Here is an 18,664-nt window from a genome sequence, read left to right on the forward strand (position 1 = left end):
TTATGCTGGGTAAATGGGGTTTGTGTCGCGGGTTCGAATCCTGCTGGGGGCACCGCGCGAAGCCTTGAGGCGCCGAGTTTCTCGCCGCTTCAAGGCTTTTTGTTTACGCTAGGTCTCACCATGCCCCATCCCGGAAAGGATTAACCATGTCGCTTCCCGCCCCCTCCCGCACCTCCTATGCCCTCGTCACGGGAGCCAGCCAAGGCATTGGCAAAGCCATGGCACAGGATTTCGCTGCCCTGGGTTATAACGTCATCCTCGTGGCCCGCCGCCGCGAGTTACTGGAGTCCATTGCTGCGGAGCTCGAGCAGCGCCACAATATTGACGCCATCGCCCTACCGGCGGATCTCGCCGTGGCTGACGACGTCGCCCGCGTAACCGACACCATCGCCACCCACGAGGTGTCGATCCTGGTTAATTCCGCCGGCATCGCCAGCTTCGGCCCCTTCATGGACCAGGACTGGTCCTACGAGACCACCCAGTTTGAGCTCAATGGCACTGCTGTCCATCACCTCACGCGGGCCGCCTTGGAACACATGCTGCCGCGCCGCAGCGGCGCCATTTGCAATGTCGGCTCTGCCGCGGGCAATATCCCCATTCCCAATAACGCCACTTATGTCTTCACCAAGGCCGGCGTTAATGCGTTTACAGAGGCCCTACACTACGAGCTAAAGGGCTCCGGCGTATCTTGCACCCTGCTCGCCCCCGGCCCAGTGCGCGAGGCCACCATCGCCGAAGAAGACCAATCAATCGTGGACAAGGTAGTTCCGGATTTCTTGTGGACCACCTATGAGTCTTGCTCCCAAGAAACAATTGCAGCGATGCGCCGCAACCAGCGCCGCGTGGTGCCAGGGCCCTTGTCGAAGGCTATGAATAGCCTCAGCCAAGTGCTGCCCACCCCGGTAATTGCACCGCTGGTGGGCAGCTTCTACGCCAAGATGGGCTAAGCCCCGGCGTCTTCTAGATCCTTGTTTTTGAGCACGCTGTCCTCGCCGCGTGCTCGCTTGCGCTCTACCCAGAAGTCTGCATTCCTGATTCCCAAGGCCTCGGGGTCGAACTGCGGATCCTTACCAGCCTTCTTCTGCTTCTCATAGTCTTTGAGTGCCTTGATGGCAGGAACCTGGAGGAAGAGGATGGCAATAATATTAAGCCATGCCGTCGTGCCAACGCCGATATCACCGAGCGCCCACGCCGCCCCCGGGCTGGTGGTAGCACCGACGATGACGGAGACAATAATCAGCGCGCGCAGCACCCAAATCAGGCCACGGCGAGCAGCGCGGGAGCGTACCCACCGGTTGAAATAGGTCAGGTTAACCTCGGACATGTAGTAGTACGCTAGGACCGTCGTAAAGGCGAAAAAGGCAATGGAGACCGCGATGAAGGTGGGTCCCCATCCTGCAAAGACGCTATCGAGACCGGACTGCACATAGCCAGGCCCCACCTCAACGCCTTCTGGCAGCGAACCGTGGTAGACCACTTCACCATCCTCGGAGCTACCGCGGAAGACGGTGTACATATCCGTAGAAATGATCATGAACGCGGTAGCCGAACAGACAAAGAGCGTATCGACGTAGACCGCAAAGGACTGCACGAAGCCCTGCTTAGCTGGGTGGGAAACCTCAGCGGCTGCAGCGGACTGCGGACCGGTGCCTTGACCGGCTTCATTGGAGTAGATGCCGCGCTTTACACCCCACATGATGGCCGCGCCGAGCATGCCGGAGAAGCCGGCTTCCATATTGAAAGCAGATTTGAAGATAAGCCCGAAGACCTCTGGAATCTGCGAGAAGTTCATGCAGATGACCACCACAGAAATCACAGTGTAGATAACCGCCATAAAGGGCACGACGATGGTGGCGAAGTTCGCAATACGCTTCACGCCACCGATAATGATGATGGCCAAAATGCCCGCCAGGACAACGGCCGCCCAGGTAGAGTTCACGCCCCACGCGGTATCGGCCGCGGCAGCTACCGCGTTGGCCTGAATTGCGGGAAGGAAGTAGCTGGTTGCCAGGATCATGGCGACGGCAAAGACGATTCCGTAGACCACCATGAAGGGCGCAGCTTTAGTGTGCTTGTAGGCCTTCTCGATGTAGTACGCAGGCCCTCCGCGGTATTCGCCGGTGTCCTGGTCCTTTTCCTTGTAGATCTGGGCCAACGTACATTCGATGAACGAGGTGGACGAGCCCAAAAGCGCCACTGCCCACATCCAGAACACGGCACCAGGTCCACCGAAGGCAATGGCCGTGGACACGCCGGCGATATTACCCACACCCACGCGGCCAGATAGCGAGACCATCAAGGATTGGAAGGAAGAAACGCCGTCTGCGGATTTTTCTCCGTTCACGATCTGTTTGAGCATGTCCGGAATGCAGCGCACCTGCAAAACGCGTGTCACCACGGTGAAATAAATACCCGCGCCGAGGCATAAAAACACCAAGACGGGGGACCAAATTACGGTATTGAGGGCATCGAGGAAGTTTGCCATCTGGTCTCTCCTAAGTCTGTCGCACCTCCCGAATGAAGAGCGATAACCCAGAGTATGCCCTAACTCACACTATTATATGAGGCAAATCACCAATTATTTTTATGCAGGATGGAAACACACTCGCGGGAAGGCCGCCCTACCCAGTGGCAATCACCCCTCCAGAACAACCCCGCCCGTACCCCATCTAGGGGTAAAAGGAGGCGGGAGTAGAATGGGCCGCATGCCACATTCCGACATTGCCGCAAAGCACGACCGCCTCGTTTGGATCGATTTGGAAATGACCGGCCTGGACCCCGAGCGCCATGTCATCGTCGAGGTCGCCGCCGTCATCACCGATGGCAATCTCAACATCCTGGGAGAGGGCATCGATCTGGTCGTCCACGCCACCGAGGAGGAGCTGGCACAGATGGATTCCTTCGTCACCGAGATGCATGCCAATTCCGGGTTGGATAAAGAAATCCGCGAGTCCACCACCTCCATCGGCGAGGCCGAAGATGCCGTGCTTGCGCTCATCAACGAGTACTGCAATCCAGAGCACCCCGCCCCCCTGGCCGGCAATTCCATTGCGACCGATCGCACGTTCATCCGCACCTATATGCCACGGCTTGATAGTGCCCTGCACTACCGCATGATCGACGTGTCCACCATCAAGGAGCTTGCCCGCCGCTGGCACCCGCGCGCCTATTTCAACCAGCCCGATAAAGGCATGGCCCACCGCGCACTGCAGGACATCATCGAATCCATCCGCGAGCTAGACTTCTACCGCCGCAGCGTCTTCCGCACCGATGAGGGCCCCACCTCCCCCGAGGCGGAGCAGATTAAGGCCGAAACTACCGCAGATTACCAGGCGTTTTTGTAATTTAGGCGGCGTGAGTTAACCTATATCTCGTTGCTTTCACGCAGCGATGGTGGCTGTAGTTCAGCTGGTAGAGCACCAGGTTGTGATCCTGGGTGTCGCGGGTTCGAGTCCCGTCAGCCACCCCAAGTGCCCGAGCCTTGCGCTCGGGCTTTTTCAGTTTTCTACCTGCATGCTCGCCAGCAGCTCCTCCGAACGAGCCCGGCCAGCAACATCTGGCATATCTCCGGTGACCACAAACTCACTAACGCCTAGCCGCTTGCCGACGCCCCTTAGTTCCTCCCTCACTTCCTCCACCGTTCCCCAAACGTCATGGGCCAACGCCTCCTCAATGCGCCGTCGCTGCTGCCCCGTGAGGGCATCCATGTCCAGCTCGCCCGCCGGCCGCAAGGTCGCGAACTCGCCGGTCGATTGCGCTCGCACCTTCGCATAGGCTTCCGGCAACAAGAGATCACGGGCGGCCGCGGACGTCTCGGCAACGGCGATATTGAGCGAAGAGATAATAGGCGGGGCGTCGGCAAGCGCATGTTCGCGATACACTCGCGCAGCGGCCTCCTGCGTGGCTACAGGACCGCCCAGAATGACACCAAGTCCCAACTTTGCCGCCACCATTGCCGAGCGAAAGCCCGCCAAAACATAGAGCGGGGTGCCCCTATACTCAGGCCTGACCGTCACCGCCTCTTCGCCGCGCAGGTAGCGCAAGAGCGTGGCTAGCTCCGTCTCGAAGCGCTGCTTCACCTCGGCCGGCTCCCCCTGGCGCAGCGCCTTTCGCACCGGCGCGGTAAACCCGACGGAGGAGCCAATCCCTATATCAATGCGCCCGGGATACAGCGCCTCGAGGAGATTAATCTGCTCGGCCACCAGAAACGGCGGGTGATTGAGCAACATAATGCCGGCCGTGCCCACCCGAATGCGCTGCGTCTGTGCCGCAACGTGCGCCGCGAGCATCCCCGGCTGCCCCGCTGGTATTCCCGGCACACCGTGATGTTCGGCCACTAGAAAGCGCTGAAACCCTAACTTCTCTACGTGCCGGGCGTGTTCGGCCATCTGATCCAGTGGGCCGGCTGCCCCGCGGTCCAAAACAGAAAAGCGCATGGCCACCACTGTAGCCATGCGCTTGTGCCTTGCGCGGCCCTTAGCCGCTACTGATTAGCGTCCGTGTTACCTTTAGACCACTCGTCCCAGGACATATTCCAGTCACCGAGACCGTCCAACGCATTAAGCGTCTCGCCGTAGGTGTTGAATACCCGCACCACGTCGCCACGCTTCATCGTCTCCTGGAACCACTGCGCAGCCTCCGGCGTCACGTTGACGCAACCGTGGGACGTATTGGTATTGCCCTGCGCCCACACGGACCACGGAGCGGAGTGGACATAGATGCCGGAATAAGACATTTGCGTAGCCCAGTCCACGGTCGTGCGGTAGCCGCCCGCGTCATGGGCTAGGCCAAAGGTCTCCGAGTCCATGACTAGCTGCGGGTGCTCATCGCCGATAACGTAGCGGCCATTGGGCGTATCGTACTGATAATCGCGGCCAAGCGAGACCGGGATGGCACGCAAGAACTTCTTATTCTTAAAGACCTTCATCGTCTTGGTGGCGTTATCAATAATGGCCACCGTGCGGTCACCGATGGTGAAATTCGTCTTGGCGTTTTCACCGCCATAGATTCCCCCACCTAGGTCCTTGCCATACTGGTCCACCTTTACTTCAACCTTAGTGCCCGGCTCCCAGTAATCCTTCGGACGCCAGCGCACCTCCTGGTTATTGACCCAGTGGAAAGCGCCTTCCACCTTGGGGTTAGTGCTCACAGTAATGGTCTTTTCAGCCGCCTTCCGGTCCGTAATTGGCACACCGAAATTCACCCCAATAACCTGACCGACGCCGACTTCAGAATCCGGGATAGGGGAAAGCGAGACTTCGGCAACACCCGCTGCTTGCGGGGTGGAAAAACTGAGGCTCTTCTTGTTGCCATCTACATCGGAGGCCACGATGGAATAAGTGTGGTTATAGCCCAAGTCCTCCGCAGTAGACCACGTCTTGGCGTCTTTAGAGAGCTTTTCTTTAACTTCCACGCCCATTTCATTGGTCATGGTGACGCTCTTGAGCTTGCCCGTGGTCTCCACGGTGACAGGCTTAGACGGATCTACATCCGTCGCCCCGTCCTTTACGGAGGCTACAAGGCCGTCTTTCTTTTTGTCGGACTCTTTGCCGCCATCCTTGTCTCCATCCGCATGTGCGGCGGCGGTGGATTCTTGGTCGGCAGCCTGATTCACGGCTGAGGAATCAGAGGAGCAGGAGGCGGCGGCTAGGGAAATGCACGCAACGCCCACGGCCGCTACGAGACGGCGCGCGATAGGGAGGGAATTTTTCACTGAGTTGCCCTTAGACACGTAATTGCTGCTTTCAAAGACCAACATAGATTAGCGTCTCCCTCCGCCAATTACCAGAAGCCACTTCAGGCATTAACCAATTTGTTATACACCCTTCAAAAACCGCTTTGAACAGGCGATTTTACACTTTTAAAGAATGGCTGCTAGAGTATCTACTCGTTGCACAGAGAGCCACACGGCAGGAAGTCAACAATGCGCCATTAGCTCAATTGGCAGAGCAACTGACTCTTAATCAGTGGGTTCGGGGTTCGATTCCCTGATGGCGCACAATACGAATCTCGAGGCGTTGTTCTTAGAACGGCACCTCGAGATTTTTCTTTTTATGAGCCAGTCCTTGTCACCGCGCCGCACATGACTTATGTGCTCACGGCGCCAAGAAACCAGATGCCTGATGGCTCACCACTAAAACTAATAAAAATAGGCCGGGCGATTACCCGGCCTTGTGCTATCTCACCCGCAACGGGGCAATGAGTGGAGCGCCGCCATGCTGGACGACGTCCGCCTCTACCCCATACACGCCTTCCACGAGCTCCCCCGTGAGAACGTCCGCAGGGCTACCTTGAGCACGAATATGACCCTTTTTAAGCACCACCAGCTGGTCACACATGCGCGCGGCCAGGTTGATGTCATGGATGGCCACAAGTCCCAGGCTGCCATCGCGCTGCGCTTTGGCACGGACCTCATCCAAGACAAAGATCTGGTGATGGAGGTCGAGGGCGGACGTGGGTTCGTCGAGAAGCATGAGGCCTGGATTGCCCACCAGCATCTGTGCCACCGCCACAAGCTGACGCTGGCCACCAGAGAGCTCATTGAGGTAGCGCGAAGCAATCGCGTCCAGCCCCAAGGAGTGCAGCACCTCACCCGTGCGTGTAATCGGGTCTTCGCAGGCCTCCCGGCGCGCGGAAATCAGCACGGCTTCAAAGGCCCGCAGCGCGGCCGTGCTCGTAAGGTCCTGTGGCACGTAGCCGATAAGCTGGCGGCGTCGCTTGCCGCGCGGGGCCGTGCCATCGACGCGGAAATCCACGTCTCCGTCGCAACCGCGGTGCACGCCGGCCAGGGACTTAATGAGCGTGGTCTTGCCGGAGGCATTCGGCCCCAACAATCCCACCAGCTGCCCGCCGTGGAGTTTTTCCACATCCACAGACTCCAGCACGCGGTGCTTGCCATAGGCCGCACTCAGCCCGGAAATAGTCAGTTCTACGTCCACAGGGCCCTCCTTCGGGTCATAACGATGGCAATGAAGAATGGCACGCCCAGAAGCGAAGTAACAATGCCAATAGGAATAGCCAGGCCCGGCTTAATCATCAGGCTCACCGCATGCGCGGCACACATCACGGCCGCGCCCGCCGCCATGGAGGCCGGCAAGAAGTAGCGCTGGTCCTCGCCCACCAGCATGCGGGCGATGTGCGGGCCCACCAAGCCAATGAAGCCGATGATGCCTGCGAAGGCCACGGTGGTCGCCGCAACGAGCGAAACCACGATGAGCACTACAACGCGCAGACGGGAGGTATTGATTCCCATGGCGGTAGCGCGGGCGTCGCCAAGCCGCAAGGCAGTAAGGCGCCAGCCCAGCGCCCATAGGATGGGCAGGGCGATAATCAGCACGGCGGCCAGTACGCCGTTGGCCGCCCAATTGGCGCGGGTAAGTGAGCCCATGGACCAAAAGACGATCTGTTGCAGCGCTTCGGCCGAGGACTGGTACTGGATGAGCGCCAGCATGGCTTGGAAGAAGAACACCAAGCCGATGCCCAACAGCACCATGGTCTCCGCCTTCGCGCCGCGGATAACGGCCGCGATAACAATAATGGCCGTAGCCACCGCGGCAGCAAGCCACGCCATCAGCGCCAGGTTGAACTGCGGCTGCGCAATCAGCTGCCATTTGAGCACGATGGAGCTGGCGCCGCCAAACGCGGCGGCCGCCGAAATGCCGAGGGTAAAAGGCTCGGCCAGCGGATTGTTGAGGATGGTCTGCATTTCCGCGCCGGCCAAAGACAGGGCCATGCCGATGAGCACGGCCATCACGGCCATGGGCAGGCGCAGCTGCCACAGCACCGTGCGCGTCTGGTCATCCAGCCCCGCGGGATTCACGATGCCCTTCATGACCTCGGCCGGGCTGATATCAATCGCGCCCACAAAGTTGCTGATAATAAAGGCCACGGCCGCAATCAGCGTCAGGCCCGCAACGATGCCGATGCGTTGCCAGGTTAACTTCTTATGTTGCCGCGCGAGGGCGGCTACCTCTGCGCCCTGCATTAGTTGGTGCTAAAGAAGGTTCCCTCGCCGGAAACCGGCGAGTACTTTTCTTGCGCATCCATCCACTGCTTGGCGACGTCCATATCGGCATACGCCTCCGGGTCGATCCACTCCGCCACCTGCAGCAGTGCCAGGTAGTTAAACGGCGAATCATAGAACTGGTGCCACATGCTGTGCAGGTGGTGCTCCTTAACCGCACGCAGCTTATCGAAGCCAGCCTGCTTCTCCGGCAGCTTGGCGACGCTGCCCTTGGCTTCCTTTTCATCAATGCCGTAGCCCACTGCAGCGTATCCGACAGGGTGGCCTTCATCGTCCTTCATCTCGGACCAATCGCCACCGGTGGCGATGATCATATCCGGGTCAGATTCCAGGACCTTTTCCGGGGTGATTGTGCCGGACTCGCCCGGAATGACTTTATCGCCGATATTCTCGCCGCCGGCCGCGTTGACCAGCTGGGAGATATTGGAATCGTTCCACGAACCGCAGCAATCGGAGACACCTGCTGCTCTCCAAACGAAGGTCTTTGGTTTATCTTTTACCTTCTCTGCGCGGTCTTCAACCAGATCCACCGTCTCTTGCCAGTCCGCGTTGAATTCCTCAGCGCGCTCCTCTTGGCCGAAGATCTCGCCGAAGATGTCCATGGTCTTAGGCGTATTCTCCAGCGGGTCGCGGCGGAAGTCGGTCACCGCGTACTTCAGGCCGGCCTGCTCCATCTTGTCGGTCAGTCCCGCTTCACGGGAAGCATCGTATTGATCCAGCGAGAGCACAATGAGGTCCGGGTCTAGGCTCACGAGTTTTTCCACGGTCACATCGCCCTTGGCAAAGCCGCCAATCTCTGGAACCTCGTTTACGGACGGCAGTTCCTTTTCCAGCGCCTTGTAGTAATCCGGCACGTTCTGCTTGAGATCCGTACCGATGCCAACGATCTTGTCCAGTGGATTATCGGGGTCGAGTACACCGGTGGCAAAAATCGATCGGCCCTCCCCCAAAATCACGCGATCGGGAGCGTTATCCAGTTCCACGTCACGGCCGGTGATATCGGTGAAGGAGAACTCGGCATCGCCACTGGAGCCGCCAGTTACTTCCTCAGCTGCGCCACAGCCGACGAGTGCGGTTGCCGATGCCGCCACAACCGCCATCACCTTGAAGGGGGTATGAGCCATTTTTAGTCCTTGGTTGTTGGATGCCCTCGCAGCAGCCGCGATGGGCCTTACATAGGACATCCTAACCTGACTAAGTAAGGTAACCCAAACCTAAACGGGTTCGCCGTTGATCGTGTAGTCTTCCGGCTCTCCCTTGGGCACCTCAGTTCCGTCCGCCATGGTGCGGTTTTCCAACTCTCCATCCGGATCCACAATCGCAATATCGAAGCCGGACTCGCGAATTCGGCGCAGCCCCTCTTTCAGCATGCGCCGGCCCATGCGGTTCGTACCGGTGATATGCGATAGCTCGAGCACCACCGTGCCTTCGCCAAAATCCGACTCCATCAGCTCGTACAAGATGGTCTCGGCCGCGTTGAAGTTAATCAGGCCCTGCAGATAGATGACGGTCAGCTCGGCATCCTGCTCCACCTTGCGCACTGGGTTCACGCCATAGCGCTCATCCGTAGACATTAGGTGCAGGCCCATATCCTTCGACAACAACTTAAACGCATCCACCCCGCGCACCGAGTTGCCCTCCTTGTTCAGCCGCGGCGAGAACGTCGCCACACCCAGCTGGCCAGGCAGAGTACCCAAGAGGCCACCTGAAACACCCGACTTCGCCGGGATTCCCACCTCGGCCATCCACCGGCCGGCGCCGTCGTACATGCCGGCCGAGCTCATCACCGACAGCGTCAATCGGCACACGTCCGCATCCAAAATCTTGTCTCCCGTTACCGGCTGCACCCCACCATTGGCCAAGGTTGCCGACATCACTGCCAAGTCCCGCACCGTCACCACAATCGAGCACTGCTCGATATACGTCGAGACCGCATCGTGCGCTTCGTCCTGGATGATGTCGTAATTGCGCAGCATGTGCGCTAGCGAAAGGTTGCGTTCGCTGACATCGAGCTCGGAGGAGCGCATGGCGTCGTCGATAAGCAAGTCGCGGCCTGCCAACCGGGAGAAATAGGTGCGCAGTCGCTCCACGCGCGCGGCCGGCTCCGAATCCACGCCATTAATCAACTGCGTGACCGCAATCGCGCCCGCATTGATCATGGGGTTGACCGGCCGGTGGTCATCACGGTTGAGCGAAAGCTCATTGAAAGCCTCCCCCGAAGGCTCCATGCCCACTATCTCGCGCACCGCGGAAAGGCCGAGCTCCTGCAGCGCCAGTGCGTAAACAAACGGTTTAGACAGGGATTGCAGGGTAAATTCCACCTCATCATCGCCCGCGGAATATACGTGGCCGGTGGTGGTGCACATCGCGGCGCCGAGGTACTCGGGCTCCGCCTTAGCCAACTCCGGAATATAATCCGCCACGGTGCCGTCGCGATTATCGCGCACCTTATTGAGGATTTCCTGCAAATAAAAAGGGATTGGTGTCTTCATCCCAACCCAGCCTACGAAAAAAGTCCCCGCGTTGTGCGGGGACTTCCTTAATTAGTAATTAGTGGCGCTCGGACAGCAGGCGCTGCAGCTCCTTCAAGTCGCTCTTGCGGCGGCGAGAACGGAAGATCGAGAAAGCAATTAGTCCAACCACAGCGGCGCCGACGCCGCCAAGGGCCATCTGCACGTTGCGGTCCTGCAGCTTATCGGTAGCCGCGGTCTTGGCCTCGTTGGCAAAGTTCTGCGGCTTGCTGCGCTGCGCAAGCTCGTCCAGGGTGCCGGCCAGCTGGCGGCGAGTGCGCTCGATATCGCGTTGAATGTCTTCAATATTGCGTGCCACGAAGTTCTCCTCTTAACTTAGGTTCGCTCTTAACGGGATCATTCTACCCCGCCGGTGCAAAAGCGTGCAGCCCGGCCGGTAAGTATGGTGGGAACCATGACTGAAAACCGATTGAACGTTGGAGATACCGCCCCTGCCTTTGCGCTCGCCGACGACGCCGGAAACACCGTTTCCCTCGCCGATTACGCAGGCCAACGCGTACTCGTCTATTTCTACCCCCGCGCCAATACCCCGGGCTGCACCAAGGAGGCCTGCGATTTCCGTGATTCCTTGGAGCAGCTCAATGATCTCAATATTGCCGTCGTAGGCATCTCGCCCGATAAGCCAGAGGCGCTGGCAAAATTCCGCGCGGACCATGAGCTGAACTTCCCGCTCCTGTCGGATCCGGATAAGTCCGTTATGACCGCCTACGGTGCCTTTGGCGAGAAGAAGAATTACGGCAAGGTCGTCCAGGGCGTCATCCGCTCCACCTTCTTGGTCGAGCCGGACGGCACCATCGGCCAGACGCACTACAATGTCAAGGCCACCGGCCACGTCGCCCGCGTGATGAAGGGCCTAAGCTAGCGCGGCGTCGTCCAGCGCAGTGACGAACGCATTGACCGGGCCGGTCTCCTTATCCACAGCCTGGCCGTACGGTGCAATTGCGCAACTGCGCGCGATCCGGGGGCCTTTCTAGCACGGTGGTAGCGATCTAAAGCGCGCTCGTTTCGCGCCTTTGTGCCACTTCCGCCCACCGCAGGCAGTTGACACTTAAACAAGCTATCCACAGCTGCGGCCGTCTACGACTCAGCTCTACTGCCAGTCCTGTTTAGAGTTGCGGCCATGAGCGCACTGAAGGCTTATGCCTCCCACATAGCCTCGGCGATGGATATCCTCGCCGAGGCCCGCGGCATGTCTGAGCGCGCCCTCATCGAGCTGGGTCTACCCGATGTAGAAGCCCGCGACGTCCGCGCGCTTGCCGCGGTTTATTTCGGCCCAACGCGCTTCAGCCGGAAGCAACGCCACGCCACCACGGCCGCTCGCCACCATGACCTCATAACGCTCAAGCTGATTGAAAAATATGTCTCCCGCGTGCGCACACAGCGCGATGCGTGGAACTTGCGGGTAGAGCTGTGCCGCCTGCGAGGCCCCGCCTCTGAAATCGCCCGCCGCGCCAAGCAACGCCTCCGCGACCTCCGCCCGCGCCGCTCGCCGCCCCGCGAAGGGGTGCAGCTCCTTCGCCGCCCGAATGGCCCCTGGACCATGCGGATTACCGCCCCCTCTGCCTTCCTCGCGGAGTTTGACGCCGCGCTCGACCCCGCGCGCCCACTCGATTCCCTGCGCGATCTCCTTCGCGGCTCGGGCGCCCCTTCCGCGCGCACCACAACCAACGTCATCATCCCGCTCAACGCGCTGGACCGCATCTTGGACGGCGACGGTGAAGAAGTCACTCTGCGGCTGACTAATGGCGCCACGATTACCGGCGCCGAGTTGGTCGAGCGCACCTTCACCGAGCACGGACTAGCCACCCTTATCCATCCCGTTAAAGGCCCCGTCAACCTGTATCGCACCTCGCGCTACGCCACCGAGAAACAGCGGCAGATGGCCGCGGCCGAAAACCCTACCTGCCCGTGGCCGCCGTGCAACCACCCGGCGGACAAGGCCCAGATCCATCACCTGAAGGCTTGGAAGCACGGAGGACTGACCAATATGGACAACCTCACGGTGTGCTGCCCGTATCACAACGGGGTCAACCAAGATGATCCGAATGCCCCGCCGCTGCGTGGGCGCCTTGCCCGAGTCAATGGCAAGGTTCGTTGGGTCCGCTAGCGCTGCCTCTGCGAGGTAGCGCTACTCGGCGTGCTCGACAAAGTCCGCGTAGACTTCCGCGGCTACCCGAGCGAATTCGGCCGGTGCCATGCGCGCCATGCCCTCCGGCAGGCTGCCCCAAAACGTACAGCCTGTCACCTCCGGCATCTCCTCCAGGTTCAGGCGCGTAGCCAAGTCCGGATCGGCCGGCAGCGAGCCGCCAACTAGCCCGAGCACCTCAATTCCACGGCGTTGTGCCTCGCGCACGGTCAGCTCGGCCGCGTTGAGGCTTCCTAGGTTAAGGGAGGTGACGATGAGGAGCTTATCGGCGACGTCGGCAAGCGTATAGGCGTCCGTTAAACGCACGAGGAGCCCGCCGGCGCCTTCCACGAGCACCACACGGCCGGGTGCGTCAAGGGCGGCAATCCATTCTTTAAGTTCCTGCAGGCTGGGTTGGCCCATGCCGGCCCGGCGCGCAGAAAGATTCGGCGCCAGCGGCTCCGGAAAGCGCACCATCTCTGCTACCTCCACCCCCGCCAGCTTGCCGACGGTCGCCGCATCCCCCTTGCCTTCCGGCTCCCCCGTCTGCAGCGGTTTGGCGTAGATGACCTCGCGGCCGCGTTGCTTGAACGCGCTGGCGAGCGCGGCCGTGGCCACAGTCTTACCGACGTCAGTATTCGTCCCCGTCACGTAAATTATCACTGTCGTCCTCCTGCCACCGCAGCGCGCACGCCGCGGCACATTTGCGCTATTTCATCTGCGGTGCTGATAAACGGCGGCATGATATAAATCAACCGACCGAACGGACGTAACCACACACCTTGGGCTACGGCTGCGGCCGTCGCTGCGGACATATTTACATCGCATTCCATTTCCACCACACCTATGGCGCCAAGTACGCGCACGTCGGCTACCCCAGGTTCCTCGGACAGGCCCTCAAACCCTCGTTGCAGCTGCTTTTCGATGCCGGCTACCTGCTCGCTCCAATTGCCCTCCAAAATGAGCGCAGTTGCCTCGGCCGAAACGGCACAAGCGAGTGGATTAGCCATAAATGTTGGTCCGTGCATTAGCGCGCGCGGACTCATCCCCTCGGCCACCTTCGCGGTGGCGAGCGTGGCAGCCATGGTCATAAAACCACCGGTCATCGCCTTGCCCACGCACATGATATCTGGCACAACGCCGGCGGCTTGGGTAGCAAAAAGTTCGCCGGTTCGCCCGAACCCGGTGGCGATTTCGTCCGCGATCAGCACGATACCGTGGCGGTCGCAGATTTCTCGGGCCCCGCGGACCAGCTCGTGGTCGTGAAAGCGCATGCCGCCCGCGCCTTGGACTACAGGTTCAATAATTAGCCCCGCAACTTCTTCCGTGATGCACGCTTCCAGCTCGCGCAGATAATTCGCGCGCTCGGCCGGGCTAGCCCCGCGAGTAGGCGGCGCCGGGGCAAAAATCTGCTGCGCTAAGGTACCGATCCACATCGAGTGCATGCCGCCTTCGGGATCGCACACGCTCATCGCCGCGAAGGTATCGCCGTGATACCCCGATCTCCACGTCAGCATCTTGGTGCGCTCTGGGTGCCCTGCGCCACGGGCATACTGCAGTGCCATTTTGATGGCTACTTCTACCGATACAGATCCGGAATCGGAATAAAAGACCTGCTCAAAATCACCACGCGTTAATTCCATGAGGTTACGAGTAAGCCGCGCAGCCGGTTCGTGGGTGAGTCCGCCGAACATGACGTGGCTCATCCTCTCGATTTGTTCGTTCGCTGCCGCCTTGAGCCGCGGGTGGCCGTGGCCGTGGGCGGCGGCCCACCAGGAAGACATGGCGTCGATAAGCGTGGTGCCATCCGCGAGTGTTAAATAAACGCCGGCGGCCGAGTCCACCACAAGCGTGGGCTCGCCTGGCTCGGCGTAGGGGTGCCAAATGTGGCGTGCGTCGAGAGTGGCAATGTCCTCCGCTGAAATATCCATGATTTTAGGTTTATCACAGACTTTCGGTCGTTATAGTGCTTTTATGACAATTATTAAACATCGTTCAATTCGGCGTTTACCGGTGGCTTTGCCGGCTATCGCCGGAATTGAAATGTGGGAGCGCTTTAGCTTCTACGGCATGCAGGCCATCCTCGCCTACTACCTCTATTCCACCTCCGGCGGACTCGGCATGGACCAAGCGCAAGCCACAGCGCTCGTCGGCGCGTACGGCAGTCTGCTCTACCTGTGCACGTTCGTGGGCGGGTGGGTCAGCGACCGGCTCCTAGGTGCCGAACGCACGTTGCTTGCCGGCGCGAGTCTGCTCATGTGCGGGCACCTTTCGCTGTCCTTCGTGCCTGGTATGGCGGGCCTCGTGGCCGGACTGTTGCCGCTTGCGCTGGGTTCAGGGCTGCTTAAAACGGCGGCAATTACCATTCTGGGCGCGGCTTTTCCTCCCACAGCCGGCGCACGGGATGGGGCTTTTCAAATCTTTTACCTGGGAATAAATATCGGTGCCTTACTCGGACCGATGCTCACGGGCTGGCTGGCACAAAAGCACGGCTACCATGCCGGCTTCCTCGCAGCCGCAGGCCTCATGTGCTGCGGGTGTGTCTTCTACGGGTTATTGCGCCAGCGGGTAGTCACGGAGTTCGATACCCGGCCTCCCAGCCCTACTGCCACGCCAGGCAAGGCCGCGGCGGTAACTGTGGTGGCTGTAGTGGGCAGCGTCGCGGTCGCGGTGACGGTTCCACCAGACAAGCTGGCTATGCTTTTGCTCTTTGCGACGTTCGCGGCCGCCCTCACCCTCTTCGCCAGCATGCTGCGATCCCCGCGGGTCAGCGTGCCGGAGCGGAAGCAGGTTCTGGCGTATATCCCGCTCTTTTTCTGCTCGACGGCCTACTGGACTCTCCAGCCGCAGATTTACGGGGTGCTAGCCGTGTACTCGGATCAACGTGTAGACCGCATGGTCGGCGGGTTTGAGATTCCGGCGGCATGGACGCAATCACTCAATCCACTGTTCATCCTGGTTTTGTCCCTACCGCTGGCGGCGAGCATGTCTCGGTGGGCATGCTCGCGGCGTGTGCTGATGGCCGTAGGCATCATGGTGGCAGGTTCCGGAATGTTTGTGCTGTTGCCGTTCGTCGGGGGCGGAGAAAATTCAACGCCATTTGTGGTGTTGGCCATGACCATCTTGTTGATGTCGCTCGGCGAGCTATTCATCGGGCCGGTGGGCATGGCGGCATCGGCCGCGCACGCGCCGCGAGCGTACGCGACGCGCTTTTCCGCGCTGTATTTTCTCACCATGGCCATTGGAACCTCGCTAGCGGGAACGCTGTCGACGCTGTATGACCCTTCCTCGGCGGGTGCGGAGCGGACCTACCTACTTGTTGTCGGAATTGTCCCCGTCGCGCTGGGGCTCATGCTCTTGGTCGGCAGAAAGGACGTCGTGAACGAGGCTTCGGGCAGCGTTTAAGGCATCGACTTGTGAGGCAGCCCTGGTCTCGGCGGGGAAAATCTGGCACTCGTGGTCGGGTACAACTTCTGCGCGGCGGGTAATACCGCGCTGGGCGGTATAGGCGTCAAAGAGGTTATCGATGCTCAGGGCTAGTCCTCGTTTTTGAGTTGGTCGCGCAGCTGCTGGAAGTACTCGCGAGCAGCCTGGGGCTGCGCGGTGGGGTGCTGACCCTGCTGCGACTCTTGCTCACCGCGATTTTGCTCGGAGCGCTCCTGCTCAGCACGCTGGGAGGCAGCGATGGCTTCGCGCTTGGCACGCTCTGCCTGATGCTTGGACTCGCGCTCGATTTCCTCGGCGCGGGATGGTTTGTGCGGCTGCGGGCGGCGGTGCTGAGGCGCCCCCTCGGCGGAGTCGAGGGCGCGGTTGGCCATGAGCACGTCGCGCATGCCGCTAAAGAGGTCACCCATGCCCTGCGGGTTGGAGGGCATGTACAGCACAGAGGCCTGGCCGTTGTGGGAGACATCGACCATCGCGTCGAGGTATTGAGAGACCAGCATGAGCGCCTCGGGGGATTCTTCCACGCCGGCGTCGCGAAGCATTTCGTATTGCTGGGCAATGCCCTCGACGATTTCCTTGCGCTGGTCCGCAACGCCGCGTCCCTGCAGCTTCTTTGCTTCGGCAGCACCCTCGGCCTCTTTGACCACGCGGATCTTCTCGGCCTCTGCTTGGGCGACGGCCGCTTCACGCTCACGCTGCGCCGCGTTAATGGAGTTCATGGACTCGCGTACGCGGGAATCGGGGCGGATATCGGTAACCAGGGTGTTGACAAAGTTCCAGCCGTACTCGGCCATATTATCGCGCAGGGAAGCCGCAACATTGCGAGCAATGGTGTCCTTGGAGGAGAAGGAATCATCCAGGTCCATATTCGCCACGGAGGAGCGAACATTATCCTGCACGTAGGCCACAATCTGCTGTTCGTGGTTGGAGAGCATGTAATATGCCTCGCGCTCTCGGCCTTCAACTACCTCGTATTGCACGGCCACAGGGATCTGGACGAAGACATTGTCCTTGGTCTTGGTCTCCACCATCACATCCAGCTGGCGCACCTGCAGCGAAATTTTATCGCGTACGCGGTCTACCCACGGCATCTTGAAGTGCAGGCCAGCATGCGCCACCTTTTGGAATTTACCCAAGCGCTCCAAGATGGCAGCTTCGCGAGTGCGAACGATGAAATAGCCATCAAAGAGGGTTCCCAAGATAAGCAACAGGATGAGGACTATAACTATGGTGGCGATCAAAATATCTCCCTAAATGTCGTGACAATCACCAATATTTTCGCATAGGAAATAGCGAAACGCTAGTGATCGTCGATAAGCGCAAAAAGCCTGCCCAGGATGGTCGCACCGTCTTCGCGAATGCCGTTGTGCTGGAACTCGTTGCTAATCCACGGCCGCAGGTCCCCCAGGTGGGCGGCGGTAGCCAAGGATTCTTCGAGCGGAACGAAAATATCATCGACATATATGGCCGCGGCCGTGGTCGGCACCTCACCGAGCGCATAGGGCGGGGAGAATTCGTGGCGGGCGAGGCCGTGGGCGGCGTCGGCAAACGCGTGCAGAGCAGGGTCCTCGTCGAACTGCCAGGGAAAGATATGCTCGCCAGTCAACCACGTGCCGGACTCCGCAAACTCCGGGAATTCCTCGCGCAAACGATGCGCCGCCCAATGAGTAACGGCCTGCCCACCGGCGCCGCCATAGATTGACTCATGGATAGCGGCATACAGCGGGCCGTCTGCAAAGCTCACGCGCTGGCCGACGTCCACCAAGAAATCGCCGCGCAGCCGCTTCTCCCCTGCCACGGTGCGGAAAGGCTCTTCCAGCAGATAAGCCAGCGAATCAAAACCGGTGCCGCGGCCGAGCTCAATACCGATGGTGCGAAACCGCAGCGAGGACAGACGCTCTCCGGTGGGAAGGCACTCATCCGAATTGTCCAAGTGGGAGATGATCTCCTCGATACGGTCCTGGGCCCACGGGAATTCGCGGTAGAAACGCTGCTGGCGGGCCTTGAGCTTGCTAAAAGTGGCGCGGTATAGATCGTCTGCACCCTTCAGCGTGGGGATGCCACCGGTGAAAAATGCATGCTCGACGTGTTCGGGGGCCTGGGACAGGTAGGCGGTAATGCAAAAGCCGCCGAAGGATTGGCCGAATAGCGACCACTTCTCCAGGCCGAGGTGTTCGCGCAAACGTTCGGCGTCGCGGACGATATTATCTTGGCGCAGCAACGCCAACTGCGCTGCGGTGCGCTCCGCGGCCGGGCTCAGTGCATCGATGCGGTGCGATCGGCCGGTGCCGCGCTGGTCCATGAGGATCACGCGGTACCGCTCCAGTGCCTTGCCAATAAGCCCCGTGGGTGTCAGCGGCCGGGGTGCTGGGAAACCAGGCCCGCCCTGGAGGTAAAGCAACGCGGGCAGGCCCTCTCCGCCGGGCGGGATGATTTCGCGGGCATAAAGCCCAAAAGTCCCGTGGGGATTGGAATAATCCCACGGGACTTCTAGGTGGTGCTCTTTAATTGTGTGGCCAAAGCGGCGGTAGTCGGTCATGC

Annotated in this window: 17 protein-coding genes and 2 tRNA genes; 7 read left to right on the plus strand and 12 right to left on the minus strand. The window is 60.1% G+C overall.

All coding sequences use genetic code 11. The features are described 5' to 3' along the window. The first annotated feature begins 146 nt into the window (after nucleotides 1-146). Nucleotides 147-947 (plus strand): mycolate reductase, encoded by an 801-nt coding sequence (gene cmrA, locus QP990_RS10115; RefSeq protein ID WP_023020889.1) that lies wholly within the window; start codon nucleotides 147-149, stop codon nucleotides 945-947. On the opposite strand, the gene QP990_RS10120 is transcribed toward cmrA, so the two are convergent. Continuing rightward, entirely contained in the window at nucleotides 944-2,485 is a 1,542-nt protein-coding gene (locus QP990_RS10120) for a sodium:alanine symporter family protein (RefSeq protein ID WP_284799117.1), read from the minus strand. The two genes, cmrA and QP990_RS10120, sit on opposite strands and share 4 nt — an antisense overlap. Before the next feature lie 211 nt (nucleotides 2,486-2,696). Between QP990_RS10120 and orn the strand changes: the two genes are divergently transcribed. Together orn and QP990_RS10130 are read left to right on the plus strand one after the other, a co-directional pair. Next, a complete protein-coding gene (gene orn, locus QP990_RS10125; protein ID WP_284799118.1) occupies nucleotides 2,697-3,344 on the plus strand; it encodes an oligoribonuclease in 648 nt (215 codons plus the stop codon). A 49-nt stretch (nucleotides 3,345-3,393) separates the two neighbouring features. Beyond that, a tRNA-His gene (locus QP990_RS10130) sits at nucleotides 3,394-3,469 on the plus strand. A gap of 28 nt (nucleotides 3,470-3,497) precedes the next feature. On the opposite strand, the gene QP990_RS10135 is transcribed toward QP990_RS10130, so the two are convergent. Both QP990_RS10135 and QP990_RS10140 read right to left on the minus strand, forming a co-directional pair. After that, nucleotides 3,498-4,454, minus strand: coding sequence for an MsnO8 family LLM class oxidoreductase (locus QP990_RS10135; protein ID WP_284799119.1), 957 nt, complete (start codon nucleotides 4,452-4,454; stop codon nucleotides 3,498-3,500). A gap of 29 nt (nucleotides 4,455-4,483) precedes the next feature. Next, a complete protein-coding gene (locus tag QP990_RS10140) occupies nucleotides 4,484-5,755 on the minus strand; it encodes an Ig-like domain-containing protein (protein WP_396127284.1) in 1,272 nt (423 codons plus the stop codon). Between the two features lie 170 nt (nucleotides 5,756-5,925). On the opposite strand from QP990_RS10140, the gene QP990_RS10145 reads away from it, so the two are divergent. Continuing rightward, nucleotides 5,926-5,998 (plus strand) — tRNA-Lys (locus tag QP990_RS10145). Between the two features lie 178 nt (nucleotides 5,999-6,176). On the opposite strand, the gene QP990_RS10150 is transcribed toward QP990_RS10145, so the two are convergent. From QP990_RS10150 to QP990_RS10170, 5 genes are all read right to left on the minus strand, one after another. Continuing rightward, nucleotides 6,177-6,938 carry an ABC transporter ATP-binding protein gene (locus tag QP990_RS10150; RefSeq protein ID WP_239204941.1) on the minus strand — a complete coding sequence of 254 codons (762 nt, stop codon included), beginning with the start codon at nucleotides 6,936-6,938 and terminating at the stop codon, nucleotides 6,177-6,179. Then, nucleotides 6,929-7,984 (minus strand): iron ABC transporter permease, encoded by a 1,056-nt coding sequence (locus tag QP990_RS10155; protein ID WP_284799121.1) that lies wholly within the window; start codon nucleotides 7,982-7,984, stop codon nucleotides 6,929-6,931. The genes QP990_RS10150 and QP990_RS10155 overlap by 10 nt, the downstream gene beginning before the upstream one ends. Then, nucleotides 7,984-9,147, minus strand: a complete 1,164-nt coding sequence (locus QP990_RS10160) for an ABC transporter substrate-binding protein (RefSeq protein WP_284799122.1) — start codon at nucleotides 9,145-9,147, stop codon at nucleotides 7,984-7,986. Before QP990_RS10160 ends, QP990_RS10155 begins: the two co-directional genes overlap by 1 nt. A gap of 90 nt (nucleotides 9,148-9,237) precedes the next feature. Then, on the minus strand, nucleotides 9,238-10,515 hold the full coding sequence (locus QP990_RS10165) for a glutaminase (protein ID WP_239204937.1): 1,278 nt from the start codon (nucleotides 10,513-10,515) through the stop codon (nucleotides 9,238-9,240). Nucleotides 10,516-10,573: 58 nt separating this feature from the next. Further along, the gene (locus QP990_RS10170; protein WP_023020880.1) at nucleotides 10,574-10,852 is read right to left on the minus strand and encodes a DUF3618 domain-containing protein; all 279 of its coding nucleotides are present in this window, start codon (nucleotides 10,850-10,852) and stop codon (nucleotides 10,574-10,576) included. 96 nt (nucleotides 10,853-10,948) lie between these two features. On the opposite strand from QP990_RS10170, the gene bcp reads away from it, so the two are divergent. After that, a complete protein-coding gene (gene bcp / locus QP990_RS10175; RefSeq protein WP_005327287.1) occupies nucleotides 10,949-11,416 on the plus strand; it encodes a thioredoxin-dependent thiol peroxidase in 468 nt (155 codons plus the stop codon). A 258-nt stretch (nucleotides 11,417-11,674) separates the two neighbouring features. Then, complete coding sequence (locus tag QP990_RS10180; protein WP_200288702.1) at nucleotides 11,675-12,661, plus strand: HNH endonuclease signature motif containing protein; 987 nt, start codon at nucleotides 11,675-11,677, stop codon at nucleotides 12,659-12,661. Nucleotides 12,662-12,682: 21 nt separating this feature from the next. Here the strand turns inward: QP990_RS10180 and bioD are convergent, their stop codons facing one another. Continuing rightward, the gene (gene bioD, locus QP990_RS10185) at nucleotides 12,683-13,342 is read right to left on the minus strand and encodes a dethiobiotin synthase (protein ID WP_284799123.1); all 660 of its coding nucleotides are present in this window, start codon (nucleotides 13,340-13,342) and stop codon (nucleotides 12,683-12,685) included. Beyond that, nucleotides 13,339-14,610 carry an adenosylmethionine--8-amino-7-oxononanoate transaminase gene (locus tag QP990_RS10190; RefSeq protein ID WP_284799124.1) on the minus strand — a complete coding sequence of 424 codons (1,272 nt, stop codon included), beginning with the start codon at nucleotides 14,608-14,610 and terminating at the stop codon, nucleotides 13,339-13,341. Before QP990_RS10190 ends, bioD begins: the two co-directional genes overlap by 4 nt. 43 nt (nucleotides 14,611-14,653) lie before the next feature. On the opposite strand from QP990_RS10190, the gene QP990_RS10195 reads away from it, so the two are divergent. Next, nucleotides 14,654-16,084, plus strand: a complete 1,431-nt coding sequence (locus QP990_RS10195) for a peptide MFS transporter (protein ID WP_284799125.1) — start codon at nucleotides 14,654-14,656, stop codon at nucleotides 16,082-16,084. 131 nt (nucleotides 16,085-16,215) lie between these two features. Here QP990_RS10195 and QP990_RS10200 read toward each other — a convergent pair whose 3' ends face one another. Together QP990_RS10200 and QP990_RS10205 are read right to left on the minus strand one after the other, a co-directional pair. Continuing rightward, the gene (locus QP990_RS10200; RefSeq protein WP_023020874.1) at nucleotides 16,216-17,364 is read right to left on the minus strand and encodes an SPFH domain-containing protein; all 1,149 of its coding nucleotides are present in this window, start codon (nucleotides 17,362-17,364) and stop codon (nucleotides 16,216-16,218) included. 59 nt (nucleotides 17,365-17,423) lie between these two features. After that, the gene (locus QP990_RS10205) at nucleotides 17,424-18,662 is read right to left on the minus strand and encodes an alpha/beta fold hydrolase (protein WP_284799126.1); all 1,239 of its coding nucleotides are present in this window, start codon (nucleotides 18,660-18,662) and stop codon (nucleotides 17,424-17,426) included. Nucleotides 18,663-18,664: the final 2 nt, after the last annotated feature.

This window comes from Corynebacterium sp. MSK071 (genome assembly GCF_030232125.1).
Classification (GTDB): Bacteria; Actinomycetota; Actinomycetes; order Mycobacteriales; family Mycobacteriaceae; genus Corynebacterium; species Corynebacterium kefirresidentii.

Excerpts from the sequence above, each read along its gene's own strand:
- cmrA (WP_023020889.1), top strand. The coding sequence starts at position 147 with ATGTCGCTTCCCGCCCCCTCCCGCACCTCCTATGCCCTCGTCACGGGA.
- QP990_RS10120 (WP_284799117.1), bottom strand. The coding sequence starts at position 2,485 with ATGGCAAACTTCCTCGATGCCCTCAATACCGTAATTTGGTCCCCCGTC.
- orn (WP_284799118.1), top strand. The coding sequence starts at position 2,697 with ATGGGCCGCATGCCACATTCCGACATTGCCGCAAAGCACGACCGCCTC.
- QP990_RS10135 (WP_284799119.1), bottom strand. The coding sequence starts at position 4,454 with ATGGCTACAGTGGTGGCCATGCGCTTTTCTGTTTTGGACCGCGGGGCA.
- QP990_RS10155 (WP_284799121.1), bottom strand. The coding sequence starts at position 7,984 with ATGCAGGGCGCAGAGGTAGCCGCCCTCGCGCGGCAACATAAGAAGTTA.
- QP990_RS10160 (WP_284799122.1), bottom strand. The coding sequence starts at position 9,147 with ATGGCTCATACCCCCTTCAAGGTGATGGCGGTTGTGGCGGCATCGGCA.
- QP990_RS10165 (WP_239204937.1), bottom strand. The coding sequence starts at position 10,515 with ATGAAGACACCAATCCCTTTTTATTTGCAGGAAATCCTCAATAAGGTG.
- bcp (WP_005327287.1), top strand. The coding sequence starts at position 10,949 with ATGACTGAAAACCGATTGAACGTTGGAGATACCGCCCCTGCCTTTGCG.
- QP990_RS10180 (WP_200288702.1), top strand. The coding sequence starts at position 11,675 with ATGAGCGCACTGAAGGCTTATGCCTCCCACATAGCCTCGGCGATGGAT.
- QP990_RS10190 (WP_284799124.1), bottom strand. The coding sequence starts at position 14,610 with ATGGATATTTCAGCGGAGGACATTGCCACTCTCGACGCACGCCACATT.
- QP990_RS10195 (WP_284799125.1), top strand. The coding sequence starts at position 14,654 with ATGACAATTATTAAACATCGTTCAATTCGGCGTTTACCGGTGGCTTTG.
- QP990_RS10205 (WP_284799126.1), bottom strand. The coding sequence starts at position 18,662 with ATGACCGACTACCGCCGCTTTGGCCACACAATTAAAGAGCACCACCTA.